Source organism: Thalassospira sp. MCCC 1A01428 (assembly GCF_002115825.1).
Taxonomy (GTDB): Bacteria; Pseudomonadota; Alphaproteobacteria; order Rhodospirillales; family Thalassospiraceae; genus Thalassospira.
Genome location: NZ_JFJZ01000072.1, coordinates 1 through 14,547, shown reverse-complemented (window position 1 = coordinate 14,547; position 14,547 = coordinate 1). Strand labels below are relative to the sequence as shown.

Sequence of the window (14,547 nt, the reverse complement as noted above, 5' to 3'; positions counted from 1 at the left end):
TTTGTGAGATATAACAAAGCCCCAAAGTAAAACACCCCGCTTAGCGAAAGCCAAGCGGGGTGTTTTATATGCTTTTCAATCTTCCTTATCGGCTTCGGAAAAGTTGTCGGGCGATATGATTGGCAACCGGATAACAAACTCGGCTCCTTCACCTTCATTGCCGATGACATCAATTGTGCCACCGTGCTTTTGCACGACGATATCCTGACAGATCGCCAAGCCTTGTCCGGTTCCCTGTCCTGGTTCTTTGGTTGTAAAGAACGGATCAAAGATGCGTTCGCACAGCGCTTCGTCTATCCCGGTGCCTGTGTCTGATATCCGTACTTCAATAGAGTCTTGGTTTTGTGTTGTCGTAACAAAAATCTTGCCTAGATAAGGTTTTCCCGATTTTTCGATAGCGTGGGCAGCATTAACAATCAGATTGAGAAAGACCTGATTTAATTTTCCAATGTCACACAGAAGAGGGCGCAAATTGGGATCGAAATTTTGCTCAAGCGTCGCGACATGCTTCCACTGGTTTTGCGATACCGTTAACGCATTTTCCAAAGCCCGGTTTATGTCAGCTTCAATTCTGTCAGTAATCCCGGGATGGGAGAACTCTTTCATGGACGTAACAATTCCGGAAATATGTTTTATGCCTTCGCGAGAATCTGAGATGGCAGATGCAACTTCTGTCAAATCATCCTGCCAGGATGAGCATGCCGGATCTTTTGCCATGTTTTCGGCAATGGTACGAATGAACTGCAGATTGTCGCCGATATACTGAGCAGGCGTATTGATTTCATGAGCGATGCCCGCAGCCAATTGGCCAACAGCTATGAAGCGGGCTGTATGGGCTGCTTCCTGCTGAACCTTTGCCAGTTGTTGACGCTCTTTCATATATTGCTCTACAGCGCGAGCCATTTCGCCAATTTCGTCATCACCGGTCACAGGTACGCCAGCATCTTTTGATGGAGCTTCTCCGGCTCTGCGTAAATAATGGCTCACCTTCTGAAGGCGGGATATGACAACCTTTCCCAGAAAGCGGGTCGATATAAACCAGGCTACGACCAGAGAGATAGCCAGCAGCCCCAGAACCTGAAAACGCCGGTTTTCCGCTTTTTGAGTTAGCTGCTGCACAGATTGCCGGTAGTCAGAGGTAAAGTCATTTGAAAGAGCTTCTGAAGCAACCAGAAGTTCCTGCCCTTGCTGAGCCAGATTCCGATTGAAAAGGTCCAGTCTGGTAGCCAGAATCCCGTTCTGGCTCTCCTCAATCTCGGTGTTCAATGCCTGATCATGCAGCTTGGCAAGTATATGAATGGAGCCTCTAAACAGCTGTGCAGTATGCTGGAACGCCAGAACAGAGATATTAATGCCAGCCCGCCCCAAATTGCTGACGAGATTGTCCATCTCATCAAGATGAGCAAGGATCCGGTTGTAGTGGCTCTGCATTTCTGCAGGTTCGGAAGCCATTTGCATCATCCGGGCTTCTCTCTCAAGCAGGAGTGCCGTGCGTACCAATGTTTGTGCGTCCTCCATATGCGTGAGACGATCTTCACTTAATCGATAGGAACCATTGCGCTGAAGGCGCCGGAGACACTGGGTTAACGCCTTTTGGGAAATGCCCTCTAGTTGGCGTTTGATCTCATTAAAACGCAGAGGGCCGTCTTCCAGTACAGTCAGCGTCATCATTGACCATTTGTCCGCGATCTGGTCGAAGAGAACACGGCTAGGACAGGCTGACGAGAAGTATTTAGGTTCGAGGTTGGGCACTATGTTTGTTGCCAATCTGGTTCCAAGAAGACAAACGCGAAATTTGCGTTGATTATATCACATTCGCCTTCACTTTGGTCAACCCCAATGAATATATCATTTGGCAATAGTGTACCGGCGACGTCTTGAAAGGTAAGGGAAGGTGTTTCAGTTTATTGTCTTTTTTTTGAGATTGATTGTCTATAGGTAATTTTTATCTCTGTTTTTCGAAGTGCAGGTCTTTGTACTTTATGTCTTTAACTATGTCGACATTGTTTTCTGTTTTCTCGAATGAAATGAACTTAGATTTAGTGTTTAGAAATGTTAATTGAGGCTCGTTTTCTAAAGATAATTTTACGTTCCCGTAACAGTTGGTATTCTTGGTTCAGCAACATCATGTTGGACGCGTGCTGCAACGGCAACAGTCAGGGCCTGCGCTAGACACATTGGTGCAGCTAACGAACGAGAAAATGTGTAGTCATGTTCCGGAACAGAAAAAAGAACTTTGGCCGATTTGGCTAGAGGAGATAGGGTGCTATCCGAAATTGCTACGACTGGGACGTTGGACTTCTCTGCTTCTTCTACAATATTCACGACTTCATTAGCATAAAATCGAAAAGAGACGGCAATCAGTACATCTTCAGGTTTCATGGTTTTTGCCATATGGGTGGCAAGCCCTCCGCCAGCATCAAGCAAGATGCATCGCTTTCCCAACATCGTCAGAATATATCGAAGCAATTCTACTACGGGAGCAGAACGCAGTTGACCGATAAGATAAACGTTTTCCGCATCTTCGATGAGGTCTGCTGCTAGTGCAAGTTCCTCGGGGATAGTCTTTTCGAGCATATCTTGTAGTGAGGCAATGTCACGGACAATGAGATCGCGTAAAAAGCTATATTCAGATTGGTCTTGCCGATCTTGTAGTTCGCTTTCCAAGGCCTTTCTGCGCGCTTCAAAACCTGGTGCCGCAGTTGCAAGCCGCTTTTGGAAAAGAGTTTGAAGCTCTTTAAATCCTTTATAGCCTAACGCTTGAGCAAACCGGACAAAACTCGAAGCATGAATGTCGCAACGTTCTGCAATGGCGTTGACTGACTGAACGGCAACGTCGTTTGGGTTCTGCGTCAAAAATACAGAAATCCGTTGATAGGTTTTGCTCATTTCATCATGGCGTTCGTGAATGAGGCGGATCAATTCTTCATAATTTTCTGGAGCAGTTTGTTCGGTTGCGTCTTTCCGCACGCTAATAGCCCTTGATTTTTTTGTGAACATTAAAATTGCAACTATTAACGGCATAGTGCAGGATCGCAATATTCATTGCAAGTTGCCCGGATTAGTTTTGTGGGAGCAACGGTCCTATTAGCTAGTCTCCTTTCAGAATTTAGTGATCTGGCGCCGTGTCAAGTTTGGTAATTTCTATGGCAAAGTGCTGTGCCAACGTGACTGCCTGGATGATGCTTGGATTGCATCAACGAGCTGCTGGATTCGCAGGCCTTTCCGAAAGTTGAAAGGCTCTACCCCGTTATTGGCTATTGCGCTGACATAGCCTGCTACTTCAATTGCCTTGAGATCGTTAAAGCCAAGTTGATGTCCAGGTGCTACGCAGAAGTTAGCATAGGGTGGGTGTTCAACTGCTGCTTCAATGCGGCGAAATCCCTGACGTCCGCTGGGGTCGTTTGTGGAATAAAAGTGAAGCTCGTTGAAATGCTCTTGACTGAAGACTAAGGCACCTTGGGTTCCATATATCTCGAAGTCATGCTGCATTTTGCGACCTGTTGCAATCCAGTTCCCCTCTATTGAACCGGTTGCTCCGCTAGCAAAACGTACAAATGCTCGTCCGATGTCATCCACTTCGACCTTGCGTGTTCCACCGAAACCATTGGGGCGTTCATTGATCATGGTTACACAATCCCCCAAGACGTCAGTGATAGGGCCGAGCAAGTACTCCGCAGTGGCTAAAGCATGACTTCCTAGGTCAGCGAGTGCCCCGCCGCCGGCGAGCGAATGACGAAAGCTGAAGGGAGTGCTGTCCGATGCCATATAGTCTTCGCAATGAAGACCGCGATAACCACGAATGTGTCCCAACTCACCGGCTGCGATCATCTCTTTGGCAAGCTGAAGCATCGGGTTGCAGATATAATTGAAGCCTACCTGTGTTTTTGCCCCGAATTTCTCGGCGGCAAGGGTCATTTCGAGAGCATCTTCTGCGGTACAGGCAAGCGGTTTTTCGCAATAGACATGCTTGCCTGCCGCAATTCCTACGAGCGCCATCTCTTTATGGAGACTGTTGGGTGCAGTAATATCGATAACATCTATTTCTGGATCATCGATCATTTCGTGCCAATTGGAGGTCCAATTGGCAAAGCCCAATTCATCTGCGGCACGACTTGCTGTTTCGTCAGTGACATCGGCAACTGTGTGTAAGTTGATCTGCATTGGCAGGTCAAAAACTCTTTGTGCGGCAGAAAAACCAACTGCGTGGGCTTTCCCCATAAAGCCGGTACCAATGAGACCGATACTAAGTTTTGGTTTGTCACGCATCTATCGTTCCCGCATTTACAATCAGGGAGCGATCAATTCTCCCTGAGAGGTAATTGACAGCGTTGTGAATAGAGGCAAGAGCCATTCGCTCGCTGCATTCCCTGGTTAATCCGGCTGTGTGTGGAGATAGCACCGCATTATCGTAAGTAAATAAGGGAGAGCCTTTTAGAGGGGGTTCCTGTTCGAAAACGTCTACACCAGCAGCGCCAACCTGACCGGAAGCAAGAGCGTCGGCGAGAGCTTTTTCGCAAATGACGCCCCCCCTTGCCGTATTGGCAATTATAACGCCGGCTTTCATTCGAGCAATCTCGTCTGCTCCTATTGCCGGTTTGTCGCCCTTCGGGATGTGGACAGAAATGCAATCGGCCCAGGCAAGGCCTTCATTCAGATTGGATATTGGTTCAACTGTACCTTCGGGCCACCCCTTTTTTTCCAGGAAAGGATCGTATGCCTTGACCTCCATCTCGAAGCCAGATGCCATACGTGCAAGATGTCTACCTATTCTTCCATAACCCAGAATGAGCAGACGTTTTCCCGAAATTTCCTGTTGTTCAAGGTTGTTGCGCCATTCCCAATTGTCTGGTTTTCGAACGGCCAAGTCTGAGCGTAAAACGCGTTTGGCTGCAGCCAGAAGCTGCATCATCGAATGTTCGGCAACGGAGACGGAATTAACATCACCCACGATGGTTAGTGCGATTTTCCTTGCGTTAAGTGCGTTGAGATCGACGGAATCGTAGCCAACACCATGCCTGGACACGACCTTCAGTTTTGTCGCCATTGCGATCGTATCTGCGGAAAGCGGTTGTGTTCTGATAACAAGAGCGTCGGCTTTATGAATGAGAGGTGCGTAAGAGGCTTCCGAGACTTCCTGGATGTAGTCGACGTGAACAATACCATCGGTCTCCAGTCTCTCCAGCAGCTTCTCGCCAGCGGGATGGAGTTTCCCGGCAACAAGCAGGTTCGGCATCAGTATCCCCTGTTCTTTGACGACTTGCCAGATAGCCCAGTGAGTTCGCGCCACGAATTGACGGAGGCCGAAGCCGCAGCAGCCAGAAGACGGGAATCTCCGGAAACGGTGGTCAGATCGAAACCCCATTCTATCGCGCGCGCGGCATATTCAGGTGTACCGCAATGCAGACAAGCTTTTATACCGTTCTCTTTGCACGCATTCAGAATACGCTTGATCGTCGCAATCATTTCGTCTTCCTCACGATCAAAACCTGGAGCAAGACGGCCATTTTGTGTCCCTAACGTAAGATCCGCAGGTCCGACATAGATTCCGTCAAGGCCTGGTGTTGCAGCAATCTTGTCGAGATTGTCCATGCCCGCCTGTGTTTCAATCATTGCCAGTGCGAGCAGTTCGTTGTTGGCTGTCAGGTCATATCCACCATAAGCGACGTTTGCACGCGTCGGCCCAAAACTGCGTTGCCCTTGAGGGGGGTAGCGCATAAAACTGACAAACTCCGCTGCTTCTTCGGGGGTGTTGATCATAGGACAAATGATCCCCATGGCACCGGCATCAAGTGCTTTCATGATTATGCCAGGTTCTCGCCATGGCACGCGTGCCATTGGTACAACACCGGAGCCACGCATGGCTTGAAACATTGGCAGACAGGATGAATAATCCAGGGCGCCATGCTGTATGTCGATGGTGATGGAATCGTAGCCTTGCTCCGCCATAATTTCAGCAGTAAAGGGGTTTCCTATCGACAGCCAGCCATTTAGAACAGGGTGTTGTTCTGCCCAAATAGATTTGAGTTTATTACTAATCATAAGTCAGCCTTTCAAAAGACTATCTGTGCGAGCTTGGTATCAAGGTAATCTTCAATACCCTCGCAACCGCCCTCACGCCCCATGCCGGAGTGGTTCGTTCCACCAAAAGGTACCTCAGATGCCGCAAGGGCAAAGCTGTTGATACCAACCATGCCGGACTTTAATGCTGCGACAGTGCGACGTGCGCGGTCCGGAGATCTGGTAAAGGCATAGGCCGCAAGCCCCATGTCAGAAGAGTTGGCGCGTTCAAGGACTTCCTCTTCTTCTGAAAAGCGGGAAATGGCGGCAATTGGGCCGAAGTTTTCTTCGATGGACACTTTCATATCATCAGATACGTTCGTGAGTACGGTCGGTTCGAAGAAATAGCCGGCATTGAATTGCGTTGGACGATTGCCGCCAAAAGCCAAGGTGGCTCCCTCTTTGAGGGCTCCTTCAACAATGTTTTCGATCTCCTCGAGCCGTGCTCTATTGATGAGTGGCCCCATTGCTGTTGCAGGATTTAGTCCATCGCCGACCTTGATTTTTGCTGTTCGTTCTACAAATCCCTCGACAAAGGCGTCATGAAGGCTGTCATGAATGAAAAAGCGATCCGGCGTAACGCAAACCTGTCCGCAGTTTGCGTATTTCGTTGGTACGATAGCGTCCAGCGCCGGTTCAATATCTGCATCCTCGTAGACGATGAGCGGCGCGTTTCCTCCTAATTCCATTGATACTTTTTTAACAGTGTCGGCCGCATCTCGGATCATTTGCTGACCGACCCGAGTGGAGCCGGTTAGGGAAACTTTGCGCACACGCTTGTCTGCCATGATTGTGGCATAGGTATCACTCGTTGACCCGACGACAAGGTTGATTGCTCCGTTGGGAAGTCCTGCATCCTTTAGGCAATCGACCATGACCATGGCGACGCCTGGTGTTTGCGATGATGGCCGTAATACGACGGAGCAGCCTGCAGCTAAAGCTGGAGCAAGCTTACGAGCTGGTAGTGCTGCTGGGAAATTCCATGCAGTGAATGCTCCTACAATACCAACAGGTTCGGCGGTAATTTCGAAACGTCCACCGGGGACACGGCTTTCCACAACCCTGCCGTAGATTCTGCGTGCTTCTTCTGCGTACCAGCGGAACTGATCGCAAGCCAGACTCCATTCCCGTTCAGCCTGAGCGATTGGTTTGCCCGTTTCAGAGGAGATCATATGTGCTGCTTCGCTTTTGCGTGAGATCATCGCATCAGCAGCGCGATGCAACGCATCTGCACGTTCGAAGCCGCCCATTTTGCGTAAGTCGGTCATAGCCCTTTCAGCAGCATCAATCGCAGATACAGTATCTCTGGGGGATGCCATTGATACTGTTCCAAGTACCCCTTCAGTGACCGGCGAACGGACTTCTCCATTTTGAAAACTCTTAATCCAGTCACCGTTGATGAACAGTCCGAATTTCTCGTACATTTTTTATCCGATTTCGCTAATGTTTACCGTGCGCGATTCTTTAGCAGAGCGGATTGCCGCCTCTGCGAGTATCAGCGCTTGGCGTCCGTCTTCGAAGCCGACTTCCGGGGCTATTCCACGCTCAATCGAATCAACGAACGCGTCGATTTCAGCTGCAAAAGCTGTGTCGTATCGATCAATGAAGAAATTGAGCAGCGGTGCTGCCTGGTCCGTGAAACCGGCGTTGTAAAGCCGTGTATGGTTCATCGGGCGATTTTCGGAAATCGCCATGCCCAGACTTCCCAGAGCTTCAACACGTTGGTCGTAACCGTAAACGGCACGGCGCGAATTGTTAATGATGCACTGTTTGCCGCTTGCCGTGGTAAGCACGGCAGAAACGGTGTCATAGTCGTCGCAGCGTTCCATTAATGCAGGAGACACGAGTCTTGAACCAGTCGCGCTGACAGTTGTTATATCTTCGCCCAAGATGAAGCGTGCCATATCGAAGTCGTGGATCGTCATATCGCGGAAGATTCCACCCGACACTTCAATGTAACTATCTGGTGCAATGTCGGGATCACGAGATGTGATGACTACCTGATGGAGGTCTCCGATCTTGCCTTCTTCGATGGCTTTTCGAACACCGCGATGTCCGATATCGAAGCGTCGTACAAAACCCAGCATGATCGGCACATTGGAATCGGCGATTTTTGAAGCGCAGGCATTAACCCGTTCTAGTGAAAGATCAATAGGTTTCTCGCAAAGCACTGGCTTTCCGCCGGCGATTGCCATCTCAATATAGTCTGCATGCGTGGGAGTTGAGGTTGCAATAAGGACGGCGTCAACCTCAGCTGACGAGAATACAGCCTCTGATGACTCAAAATTTGTTACGTTAAGAAGCTCTGAGACAGAGTGTGCTGCCGGCGGGTGGGCATCATATATGCCTGCAAGTGTTGCCCGAGGGTGTTGTGCGATATTTTCAGCGTGCATACGACCAATACGGCCAACGCCGAGTACTGCGATTCTTAGCATTCAAGATCCTCCCGAGTGTTATTTTGCAATATTCATTGCAAATGTATTGATTTGTCAATACTCATTCCTTACTGTTTCGGAAAGCAAGTTATCAGGAGGAAAAGCAATGCAGAAAAAAATACGCCTGACGATGTCTCAGGCACTGGTCAAATATCTTTGCAATCAGTTCACTGAGATTGACGGTGAGCAAGTTCCGCTCTTTGCCGGATTGTTCGGGATTTTCGGTCACGGGAACGTGACGTGTCTGTCTGAGGCGTTAGAACAGGTTCAAGATCAACTACCGACCTATCGCGGACAGAATGAGCAGTCTATGGCTCTTGCTGCTATAGGATTTGCAAAGGCAAAACGTCGTCGCCAAATTATGATTGCAGCGACTTCAATAGGACCGGGTGCCGCCAATATGGTAACTGCGGCCGGAACTGCGATGGCGAACCGTCTGCCTGTACTGCTTCTGGCAGGGGATACTTTCGCAAACCGTCTTCCTGATCCGGTATTGCAGCAGGTTGAGCATTTTGACGATCCAACCGTAACGGTCAATGACGCATTCAAGCCTGTCGTGCGCTACTGGGACAGGATTACCCAGCCCGAGCAGATCATCACATCGCTGCCTCAGGCTATCGCGACCATGCTTGATCCAGCCGATTGCGGTCCAGCATTTGTAGGTCTTGCACAGGATACCCAGGAAAAGGTTTTTGATTATCCTGAAGCCTTTTTTGAGCCGAAGGTATGGAAGATCCCACGCCCGCGTCCAGATCGCGGTGCACTAAGTGCGGCTGTTAAGCTTCTGATGACTGCGAAGAGGCCTCTAATCATCTCGGGAGGTGGGGTTCGCTATTCGTTAGCAGAGGAACAGCTGGCCGAGTTTGCTGCAAAGAGAGGTATTCCGGTTGTAGAAACGATCGCGGGAAAAGGTGCTCTTACACATGATCATCCTGTTCATGCCGGGCCAATAGGAATTGTCGGTTCAACATCTGCAAATGCGCTTGCGAAGGATGCAGATGTTATTCTTGCGATTGGAACACGACTTCAGGATTTCACAACGGGATCATGGACAGCCTTCTCACAAGAGGCGGAGTTTATTTCAATCAACACGTCCCGCTTTGATGCAACCAAGCATCGCGCGCTCTCGGTTGTCGGAGACGCTTTGGAAACATTGATCGACATTGACGCTGAACTGGATAACTGGATAGCGCCACCGGAGCGGATGGCACATGCAAAGGATCTGTTCGCTAAATGGAATGAAATTCTTGATGAGCACCAAAAACCTACTAATGCCTTGGTGCCTTCTTATGCACAAGTCATCGGTGTGATGAACAAAGTCGCCAGGCCGGAAGATACACTGATCGGTGCAGCCGGGGGAACACCAGGCGAGATCACCAAAGGATGGCGCGTAAAGAATCCCAACACATTTGATTGTGAGTTCGGATTCAGTTGCATGGGGTATGAAATTGCTGCTGGCTGGGGATGTGCGATAGCGCAGCAAGGGCCGGGGACAGCTGGAGGTACGCCGATCGTCATGCTTGGGGACGGCACTTATATGATGATGAACTCCGACATTTATTCTGCAGTTCTGACCGGCCACAAGATGATTGTCGTTGTATGCGATAACGGTGGCTACGCAGTGATAAACCGATTGCAACAATCGAAAGGGGTACCTGGCTTTAATAATCTGCTCACGGATTGTAACATTCAGTACCCAGAAAATCCTCCTCATGTGGACTTCGCGAAACATGCCGAAGCAATGGGCGCTGCAACCCGGAATGTTGAAAGTCTGGCAGAATTAGAGACAGCTCTTCAGTGGGCACAAGAAAATGATCGTACTACGGTAATTTCGATCGTGTCCGATGCCTGGAAGTGGGTTCCGGGGGATGCTGATTGGGATGTAGGTGTCCCGGAGAGCTCCAATTTTGAAAAAGTCAGAGAAGCTCGCCGAGCACAGGACGAGATCCGCGCTAGACAGCGTGTCGGAGTGTGAGAGGTGAAAGCAAAACTGGGAATTGCACCAATAGCTTGGTGGAATGATGATCTTGAGGAGCTTTCTGATGACGTGAGCCTTCAAGAATGTCTTCGGCAAGCTTCCGTTGCCGGTTTCACCGGGATGGAAACAGGCCGCCGCTTTCCTATGGATATGGACGAACTGGGACTGCTTCTAACGAAGCACAGTATGTCGGTTTGCGGTGGTTGGTTCTCCGGTCAGCTTCTTGATGGAGATATGGACATGGAGAAAGACCGGATTGCAGAACAGTTAGACTTTTTCAAAGCAGCGGGGGCCCCATGCTTGGTTTATGGGGAAACAGCCCGATCAATACAGGGGATAAAATCGGCTCCGCTCGCAACCAAGCCTAAGCTGACAGAGGCTGAAATTGCAGCTTACGGTCGCAAGGTTAGTGATTTCGCAGATTGGTGTGTCCATAACGGGATGCCACTTGCGTATCATCATCACATGGCGGCGGTGATTGAAACTGAAGACGAGCTCGACCTCTTGATGAAACATTCCTCTGTTCCCTTGTTGTTTGACACTGGGCACATGGCTTTCGCCGGAGGAGAAGTGCTGCGTGTTATCGAGAAGCATCATAACCGGATCAGCCATGTGCACGTGAAAGACGTTCGCCGGAACGTCGTTGACGAGATCAACCGTGAACAAGAAAGCTTCCTTGATGCGGTAGTTAAGGGGGCATTTACGGTGCCGGGAGATGGATCGCTTGATTTCGAGGAAATTGTGAAAGCACTTGCGGCGAATGGTTACGAAGGTTGGTTCGTCGTTGAGGCGGAGCAAAATCCGAAAATATCTCCGCCGCTGGAAATGGCAAAAAAGGGTCACAAAGAACTTATTCGCGTGATGGCGCTGTCCGGTTACGCAGTTGAGTAGTCGTAGGAGGAAATACAGTGAATAGAATAGATGGAAAGGTAGCCGTCATAACCGGCGGCACACAAGGGCTCGGCGCGGCTATCGCTCGGCTTTTCTCCGAAGCCGGTGCGGCGGGTATTGCGATTGTGGGGCGAGGTGAGGAAAAGGGACAGAAAGTCGCAAACGACATAGAATCCACCACTGGTGTCCCAACGAAAATGATTACAGCTGATCTCGGAAATATCGCCGATGTGCGTCGGGTCATTTCGGAAGCCGATGAACGTTTCGGACGGATTGACATTCTTGTGAATGCGGCTGGTCTCACCGATCGTGGCAATTTTCTCAACACCTCGCCGGAACTGTTTGACCAAATCTTTGCTGTTAACACTCGAGCTCCATTCTTCCTGATGCAAGATGCGGCAAAGGTTATGGTCCGCGAAAGACTTGAAGGGCGAATCATCAATATCGGTTCAATGTCACAATTGGCTGGCCAACCATTCCTTGCGCCATATTCTGCGTCAAAAGGTGCACTAGCAACTTTGACCCGTAATGGAGCATTCGCTCTGATGCGGCATCGTATTCACATCAATCAACTCGATATCGGGTGGATGTCATCGGATCATGAGCGTGCTCTTGTGCTTGAAGAAACCGGAGACCCCGAGTTTTTGGATCGTGCGGCTGCCAGTAAGCCCTTCGGTCGAATATTGGACCCGGCAGAAGTGGCCCGGGCCGTGCTTTGGATGGCCTCGGACGATAGCGGCATGATTACAGGGGCAGTGATTCCGTTCGATCAATCGGTCTATGGCGGATATGACGATGCACCAGTTCCTGCGACAAAACTGGGGGCATAAAAATGCGAACGATCAAAGGACCTGGTGTTTTTCTTGCGCAATTCGCCTCTGATGAGGCACCTTACAATTCTTTGCCTAGCCTTGCAAAATGGGCGGCGCAGAAAGGGTTCAAGGGAGTACAGATCCCGACATGGGACACTCGGCTGATTGATATGCGATTGGCGGCCGAGAGCGCTGTCTATTGTGATGAGTTGAAGGGGATGCTTGCTGATGAGGGTTTGGAGATTACAGAACTCTCCTCGCATATTACGGGGCAACTGGTAGCTGTCCATCCGGCGCACGATCAGATTATGGATGGATTTGCTCCAGAGCATGTACGAGGAAATCCAAAGAAACGGCGCGCTTGGGCGGAAGAGCAGATGCAATTTGCTGCGCATGCTTCGAAACGTCTTGGGATTGATCGACATGTGACGTTCTCTGGCGCGCTGTTGTGGCCCTATCTGTATCCCTATCCACAGTGGCCCGAGGGCTTAGTGGAAGAGGGGTTTGATGAACTTGCTCAACGCTGGATGCCAATACTCAACGAGTTCGATGCTCATGGTGTGGATGTTTGTTACGAGATACATCCGTGTGAAGATTTGCATGATGGGCATAGTTGGGAGATGTTTCTTGAGCGCGTAGGAGGACATCCTCGTGCAAACCTTATGTATGATCCTAGCCATTTTGTACTTCAGGCACTCGATTATCTGGCGTTCATCGACCACTATCACGACAGGATCAAAACCTTCCATGTGAAAGATGCCGAGTTCCGGCCTGATGGAAAATCGGGTGCTTATGGGGGGTATCAACCTTGGGCAAAGCGTGCAGGACGTTTCCGCAGTCCCGGTGACGGGCAGATCGACTTCGGGGCAATTTTTTCCAAACTATCCACTTACGACTTCGATGGTTGGGCTGTTCTCGAATGGGAATGTTTCCTGAAAAACCCGGAAGATGGGGCGGCAGAAGGTGCCCGCTTTATTGAAGATCACATCATACGTGTTTCAGATCGTGCTTTTGATGACTTCGTCAAATCAGGTGCAGATCGTAACGCAAATAGAGCCATGCTTGGATTGGAGGAAAAATGAGTATCGCAAAACCGCTACGCCTAGGAATGATTGGAGGCGGGCAAGGTGCATATATTGGTAATATCCACCGGATTGCGGCTCGGTTGGATGGCGAATGGCAACTGGTCGCGGGAGCCTTTGATGTTAATCCTGAATTTGGGCGTGAATTCGCACGGTCTCAGGGCATTGATGACGATCGAAGCTACGGGACTTATGACGAATTTATTGCTGGGGAGGTGGCGCGCGAAGATCGTGTTGATGCTGTTGCAATTTGTACTCCTAACTTCACGCACTATCCGATTGCAAAGGCATTGATTGAAGCTGGATTTGACGTCATCTGTGAAAAGCCATTAACGGCTACTCTTGAAGATGCGGTTCAGCTTGAGAATTTGGCAACGGAAACTGGTCGGTTTGTTGGTGTTACCTACACTTACTCCGGTTATCCAATGGTTCATGAAGCCCGCGTGCGTGTTGCGCGCGGTGACATCGGAAATATCAGAACCGTTCAGGTTGAGTATCCACTCGAATGGATGGCGACTGCCATTGAGCAAAAAGGAAATGCACAGGCAGCGTGGCGTACAGATCCGAAAAAGAACGGTCGCGGCGGCTCTATTGGCGATATTGGTACGCATGCATATCATCTGGCGGGCTTTGTTACAGGCTTGAAGCTCCAATTCTTGACGGCTGACCTTGCAACTTTTGTAGAAGGGCGAGCGCTTGACGATAACGCACATGTCATGATGCGTTACGAAGGGGGTGCGCGTGGCCTTTTGTGGTCCTCACAGGTTGCGCTGGGTAATTCTAACGGTGTGCGGCTGCGTGTCTTTGGCGAAACAGGATCTTTATCCTGGTATCAAGAGCAGCCAAATGAACTCATTTACGCTCCTCTGGACGGATGTGTTCAGGTGGTCAAACGTGGTGCTGAGAATTTGTCTGAGGATGCAAAAGTACGTACACGTACACCGCCGGGGCATCCAGAAGGATATCTTGAGGCCTTTGCAAATCTTTATGCGGGGTTTGCCGAGGCAATTGTTGCTCGTCGCGAAGGGCGTGCCCCAGAAGCGCTCGGGCAGAATTTGCCTTTAGCTTATGATGGGCTTAAAGGAGTGGCATTCGTCGAAGCTGTTGTAGATAGTAGCGAAGCGACCGAGCCTGTCTGGCTAAGGCCAATCGCCGTATAAAGCTAAAGACAAACGCTTAAATCAAAACACCCCGCCTTGCTTCATTGAAAGGCGGGGTGTTTTGTAATTTAACCATTCTGTTTGATGGTCATTGTCGCTACGAATTTACGTAAACGTCCTCTCACGGCT

Annotated in this window: 12 protein-coding genes; 5 read left to right on the top strand and 7 right to left on the bottom strand. The window is 49.8% G+C overall.

Annotated elements, in window-relative coordinates:
* Nucleotides 1-75: 75 nt before the first annotated feature.
* From THS27_RS24675 to iolG, 7 genes are all read right to left on the bottom strand, one after another.
* Complete coding sequence (locus THS27_RS24675) at nucleotides 76-1,752, bottom strand: ATP-binding protein (protein WP_168185002.1); 1,677 nt, start codon at nucleotides 1,750-1,752, stop codon at nucleotides 76-78.
* Between the two features lie 333 nt (nucleotides 1,753-2,085).
* Nucleotides 2,086-2,970: a MurR/RpiR family transcriptional regulator gene (locus tag THS27_RS24670; protein WP_246833100.1), complete on the bottom strand. Its 885-nt coding sequence runs from the start codon at nucleotides 2,968-2,970 to the stop codon at nucleotides 2,086-2,088.
* A gap of 174 nt (nucleotides 2,971-3,144) precedes the next feature.
* Nucleotides 3,145-4,269: a Gfo/Idh/MocA family protein gene (locus THS27_RS24665; RefSeq protein WP_085595449.1), complete on the bottom strand. Its 1,125-nt coding sequence runs from the start codon at nucleotides 4,267-4,269 to the stop codon at nucleotides 3,145-3,147.
* The gene (locus THS27_RS24660; RefSeq protein ID WP_063094497.1) at nucleotides 4,262-5,236 is read right to left on the bottom strand and encodes a hydroxyacid dehydrogenase; all 975 of its coding nucleotides are present in this window, start codon (nucleotides 5,234-5,236) and stop codon (nucleotides 4,262-4,264) included. The genes THS27_RS24665 and THS27_RS24660 overlap by 8 nt, the downstream gene beginning before the upstream one ends.
* The gene (locus THS27_RS24655; protein ID WP_063094499.1) at nucleotides 5,236-6,042 is read right to left on the bottom strand and encodes an HpcH/HpaI aldolase/citrate lyase family protein; all 807 of its coding nucleotides are present in this window, start codon (nucleotides 6,040-6,042) and stop codon (nucleotides 5,236-5,238) included. Before THS27_RS24655 ends, THS27_RS24660 begins: the two co-directional genes overlap by 1 nt.
* Before the next feature lie 11 nt (nucleotides 6,043-6,053).
* Nucleotides 6,054-7,484 carry an NAD-dependent succinate-semialdehyde dehydrogenase gene (locus tag THS27_RS24650; protein ID WP_063094501.1) on the bottom strand — a complete coding sequence of 477 codons (1,431 nt, stop codon included), beginning with the start codon at nucleotides 7,482-7,484 and terminating at the stop codon, nucleotides 6,054-6,056.
* 3 nt (nucleotides 7,485-7,487) lie between these two features.
* Nucleotides 7,488-8,495 carry an inositol 2-dehydrogenase gene (gene iolG / locus THS27_RS24645; RefSeq protein ID WP_063094503.1) on the bottom strand — a complete coding sequence of 336 codons (1,008 nt, stop codon included), beginning with the start codon at nucleotides 8,493-8,495 and terminating at the stop codon, nucleotides 7,488-7,490.
* Between the two features lie 106 nt (nucleotides 8,496-8,601).
* Here iolG and iolD point away from each other — a divergent pair, with 106 nt between their 5' ends.
* From iolD to THS27_RS24620, 5 genes are read left to right on the top strand one after another with little or no spacing between them, the layout of a single operon-like run.
* The gene (gene iolD / locus THS27_RS24640) at nucleotides 8,602-10,470 is read left to right on the top strand and encodes a 3D-(3,5/4)-trihydroxycyclohexane-1,2-dione acylhydrolase (decyclizing) (RefSeq protein WP_063094505.1); all 1,869 of its coding nucleotides are present in this window, start codon (nucleotides 8,602-8,604) and stop codon (nucleotides 10,468-10,470) included.
* Between the two features lie 3 nt (nucleotides 10,471-10,473).
* Nucleotides 10,474-11,364 carry a myo-inosose-2 dehydratase gene (iolE, locus tag THS27_RS24635; protein ID WP_063094507.1) on the top strand — a complete coding sequence of 297 codons (891 nt, stop codon included), beginning with the start codon at nucleotides 10,474-10,476 and terminating at the stop codon, nucleotides 11,362-11,364.
* A gap of 17 nt (nucleotides 11,365-11,381) precedes the next feature.
* Entirely contained in the window at nucleotides 11,382-12,194 is an 813-nt protein-coding gene (locus tag THS27_RS24630; protein ID WP_063094509.1) for an SDR family oxidoreductase, read from the top strand.
* Between the two features lie 2 nt (nucleotides 12,195-12,196).
* Nucleotides 12,197-13,258 (top strand): sugar phosphate isomerase/epimerase, encoded by a 1,062-nt coding sequence (locus THS27_RS24625; RefSeq protein ID WP_063094511.1) that lies wholly within the window; start codon nucleotides 12,197-12,199, stop codon nucleotides 13,256-13,258.
* Nucleotides 13,255-14,418 carry a Gfo/Idh/MocA family protein gene (locus THS27_RS24620; protein WP_197464523.1) on the top strand — a complete coding sequence of 388 codons (1,164 nt, stop codon included), beginning with the start codon at nucleotides 13,255-13,257 and terminating at the stop codon, nucleotides 14,416-14,418. Before THS27_RS24625 ends, THS27_RS24620 begins: the two co-directional genes overlap by 4 nt.
* The last annotated feature ends 129 nt before the right edge of the window (nucleotides 14,419-14,547 follow it).

What these genes read in the sequence shown, in the direction of transcription:
- THS27_RS24660 (WP_063094497.1), bottom strand. Translation starts at nt 5,236, where the DNA reads ATGCCGAACCTGCTTGTTGCCGGGAAACTCCATCCCGCTGGCGAGAAG.
- THS27_RS24620 (WP_197464523.1), top strand. Translation starts at nt 13,255, where the DNA reads ATGAGTATCGCAAAACCGCTACGCCTAGGAATGATTGGAGGCGGGCAA.
- THS27_RS24655 (WP_063094499.1), bottom strand. Translation starts at nt 6,042, where the DNA reads ATGATTAGTAATAAACTCAAATCTATTTGGGCAGAACAACACCCTGTT.
- THS27_RS24650 (WP_063094501.1), bottom strand. Translation starts at nt 7,484, where the DNA reads ATGTACGAGAAATTCGGACTGTTCATCAACGGTGACTGGATTAAGAGT.
- iolD (WP_063094505.1), top strand. Translation starts at nt 8,602, where the DNA reads ATGCAGAAAAAAATACGCCTGACGATGTCTCAGGCACTGGTCAAATAT.
- THS27_RS24625 (WP_063094511.1), top strand. Translation starts at nt 12,197, where the DNA reads ATGCGAACGATCAAAGGACCTGGTGTTTTTCTTGCGCAATTCGCCTCT.
- THS27_RS24665 (WP_085595449.1), bottom strand. Translation starts at nt 4,269, where the DNA reads ATGCGTGACAAACCAAAACTTAGTATCGGTCTCATTGGTACCGGCTTT.
- iolG (WP_063094503.1), bottom strand. Translation starts at nt 8,495, where the DNA reads ATGCTAAGAATCGCAGTACTCGGCGTTGGCCGTATTGGTCGTATGCAC.